The sequence below is a fragment of the Ruegeria sp. CDSA089 genome, from assembly GCF_059612205.1.
Map to the genome: position 1 here is coordinate 1 of NZ_JBXWQD010000023.1, position 3,837 is coordinate 3,837.

3 protein-coding genes are annotated in these 3,837 nt (G+C 61.4%); all 3 read left to right on the forward strand.

The window, feature by feature from the left end:
- Nucleotides 1–474 (forward strand): (2Fe-2S)-binding protein (locus tag AC2FJ6_RS20730; protein WP_480901002.1); only part of this gene is annotated, 474 nt, incomplete at its 5' end.
- A 54-nt stretch (nt 475–528) separates the two neighbouring features.
- Nucleotides 529–2,889 (forward strand): xanthine dehydrogenase family protein molybdopterin-binding subunit, encoded by a 2,361-nt coding sequence (locus AC2FJ6_RS20735; protein WP_496669846.1) that lies wholly within the window; start codon nt 529–531, stop codon nt 2,887–2,889.
- Between the two features lie 103 nt (nt 2,890–2,992).
- Nucleotides 2,993–3,784, forward strand: a complete 792-nt coding sequence (locus tag AC2FJ6_RS20740; protein WP_496669848.1) for an FAD binding domain-containing protein — start codon at nt 2,993–2,995, stop codon at nt 3,782–3,784.
- Nucleotides 3,785–3,837 lie beyond the last annotated feature (53 nt).

Below are 3,837 nucleotides of genomic sequence, written 5' to 3' on the forward strand. Positions count from 1 at the left end.
TCGATGACTGTGAACGGCGTAGCTGTGAGCGGTGAAGTTGAGGGTCGGACGTTATTGTCTGGATTTTTGCGTGATCATTTGGGGATGACAGGGACGCATGTTGGGTGTGACACGGCGCAATGTGGTGCGTGTGTTGTGCATGTTGATGGCCAGGCTGTGAAGTCTTGCAACATGCTTGCGCTTGAGGCGGACGGGTCTGAGGTTGGCACGATTGAAGGTCAGGCGACTGCGGATGGGTCTTTGAACGTGATCCAGCAGGCGTTTCAGGATCATCACGGTCTTCAGTGCGGGTTCTGCACGCCGGGGATGGTGATGAGTGCGGCGGCCTTGCTGAAGGACAATCCGCGTCCGACCGAGGCCGAGATCCGGCATTATCTGGAAGGCAACCTGTGCCGGTGCACGGGCTATCATAACATCGTCAAGGCGATCATGGCCGCATCGGGTCAGGACGTGAGCAACATCGCTGCCGAATAGGGCGGCGGGCAAGAATTTTCGTCGAAAATTCTTTTCCAGGGAGGAGATCAAGCAATGCCCAAAGACAGTGGCATCGGAGCCAGTTCCAAGCGGCGCGAGGACGTGCGCTTTCTGACCGGAGCGGGCAATTATACCGACGACATCAACGTGGCCGGACAGGCCTATGTGTATTTCCTGCGCTCGGATATCGCGCATGGCCGGATCACCAGCATCGACACTTCGGCGGCCGAGGCCATGCCCGGTGTGGTCAAGGTGTTCACCGGCAAGGATTTCGAAGGCGTAGGCGGCATTCCCTGCGGCTGGGAGGTGACCGACAAGCATGGCGCGCCCATGCAGGAACCGGCGCACCCCATTCTGGCACAGGGTAAAGTGCGCCATGTGGGTGATCCGATTGCAGCCGTGGTGGCCGACAGTCTGGAACAGGCGCGGGATGCGGCCGAGGCGATCGATCTGGATATCGAAGAACTGCCCGCCGTGATCGACATGAAGGCCGCCGCCCAGGAGGGCGCGACACTGGTCCATGACGATCTGAAGAACAACATCTGCTATGACTGGCAGCTGGGTGAGGCGGATGACGCTAAGGTCAATGAGGTCTTTGCCAATGCGGCCCATGTGACCACGCTGGATCTGGTGAACAACCGTCTGGTTGCCAACCCGATGGAGCCGCGCGTGGCGGTGGCGGAATACAGCCGCGGGACCGAGGAGTATACGCTCTATACCACCTCGCAGAACCCGCATGTGATCCGTCTGCTGATGTGCGCCTTTGTGCTGGGCCTGCCCGAGCATAAGGTCCGCGTGGTGGCCCCGGATGTGGGCGGTGGTTTTGGCACCAAGATCTTCCACTATGCGGAAGAGGCATTTGTGACCTTTGCGGCCAAGGCCTGCAACCGGCCTGTGAAGTGGTCGGCCAGCCGGTCCGAGGCGTTCATGTCCGATGCTCATGGCCGCGACCATGTCAGCACGATCGAGTTGGCGCTGGATGCGGACAATAACTTTGTCGGTCTGCGCACCAACACCTATGCGAACCTTGGCGCCTATCTGTCGACTTTCTCAAGTTCCGTGCCCACATGGCTGCACGGCACGCTGATGGCGGGCAATTACAAGACGCCGGTCATTCAGGTGAACGTGAAGGCAATGTTCACCAACACGGTGCCGGTGGATGCCTATCGCGGTGCAGGCCGGCCCGAGGCGACCTATCAGCTGGAGCGCGTCGTCGACAAAGCCGCGCGCGAGTTGGGGGTCGATCCCATTGCGCTGCGCCGTCAGAACTTCATCACCCAGTTCCCCTATGATACGCCGGTCGCTCTGACCTATGACACCGGGGATTACAACGGGACCATGGACAAGCTTGAGGCCGCCGCCGATCTGGCAGGCTTTGCCGCGCGGCGCGCGCAAAGCGAGGCCAAGGGCAAGCTGCGCGGTCTGGGCATCAACTGCTATATCGAGGCCTGTGGCATTGCGCCCTCGAACATCGTTGGCATGCTGGGCGCGCGCGCGGGTCTGTATGACGCGGCGACCGTGCGGGTGAATGCCACCGGCTCGATCAGTGTCATGGTGGGGGCACACAGCCATGGGCAAGGGCATGAGACCGCCTTCCCGCAGGTTGTGGCCGACATGATCGGCATCGATGAATCGATGGTCGAGATCGTGCATGGCGACACCTCGAAGATCCCGTTTGGCATGGGCACCTATGGCTCGCGCTCGCTGGCGGTTTGCGGCTCGGCCATGGTCAAGGCCACCGAGAAGGTGATCGACAAGGCCAAGAAGATCGCCGCTCACCTGCTGGAGGCGTCGGAGGCTGATATTGAGCTGAAGGATGGTCAGTTCAGCGTGGCGGGCACCGATAAATCGGTGGCCTGGGGCGATGTGACCCTGACGGCCTATGTGCCGCATAACTACCCGCTGGAGGTCGAGCCGGGGCTGGAGGAGACCGCGTTTTACGACCCGGCCAACTTTACCTTCCCCTCGGGCGCCTATGCCTGCGAGGTCGAACTGGACCCCGAGACCGGCAAGGTCAGCATCGAGGCCTTCACCGCCGCCGATGACTTTGGCAATATCGTCAACCCGATGATCGTGGATGGTCAGGTGCATGGCGGTATCGGTCAGGGTATCGGTCAGGCTCTGCTGGAGAACTGCGCCTATGACGAGAATGGCCAGCTGCTGAGCGCGTCCTTCATGGATTACGCCATGCCGCGCGCCGATGATGTGCCCTTCTACGGCGTGGATCATTCCAGCCAGACGCCATGCACGCATAACCCGCTGGGTGTGAAGGGCTGTGGTGAGGCTGGGGCCATTGGCTCGCCGCCGGCTGTGGTCAATGCGGTTCTGGATGCGATGAACTCGGGCGGCAAAGCGGTGGATCACATCGACATGCCGGTCAGCCCGTCGCGCGTCTGGGCGGCGATGAACAGCTGAGTTGAGAGGGTGGACCGGGGGCCAGCCCCCGGACCCCCGAGGTATTTTTGAACAGAAGAAGGGCGGGGCGTGCCGTGTCCTGATTTTGGAAAGGAAAAGCGGAATGTATAATTTCGAGTTTGAGAAGCCCTCGACCATCGCCGATGCGGTGACTGCGTTGGGGGCTGAGGATGCGCAGGCGTTGGGGGGTGGTCAGACGCTGATACCGACGTTGAAGCAGCGGTTGGCGGCGCCCTCGGCGCTGGTGTCGCTGAGCGGGATTGCCGAGATGCAAGGGGTTTGCATCGAGGATGATGGCTCGGTCGCTATCGGTGGGGCGACGACCCACGCCACGGTGGCGCGCGAGGCGGTGGCAAGCTATCCGGCGCTGGCAGCATTGGCGGGGCAAATCGGGGATCCGGCAGTGCGCAATCGCGGCACCATTGGTGGCTCGGTGGCCAATAACGATCCGGCGGCCTGTTATCCGGCGGGTGTGTTGGGCTCGGGCGCAACTATTGTGACCAATGCGCGGCAGATCGCGGCGGATGATTTCTTTCAGGGCATGTTCACCACGGCGCTGGACGAGGGTGAGATCATCACATCCATCCGCTTCCCGGTACCGCAGGCGGCGAGCTATCAGAAGTTCCTGCAGCCGGCCTCGCGCTTTGCGTTGGTGGGTGTCTATCTGGCGCGGTTTGCGGATGGTGTCCGCGTGGCCGTGACCGGTGCCAGCGAGGACGGCGTGTTCCGCTGGTCCGAGGCTGAGGAAGCCCTGACCAAAGAGTTCCGCGCCGACGCGTTGATGGGTCTCAAGGTGAACTCGATGAACATGATTGGCGATCTGCATGGCAGTAAAGACTACCGCGCACATCTGGTCAGCGTCATGACCAAACGCGCCGTACAAGCCTGCGCGTAACCGCCTAGACAAACGAACCCAAAAGCCCCGCAACAAAAGCGGGGCTTTTTTAT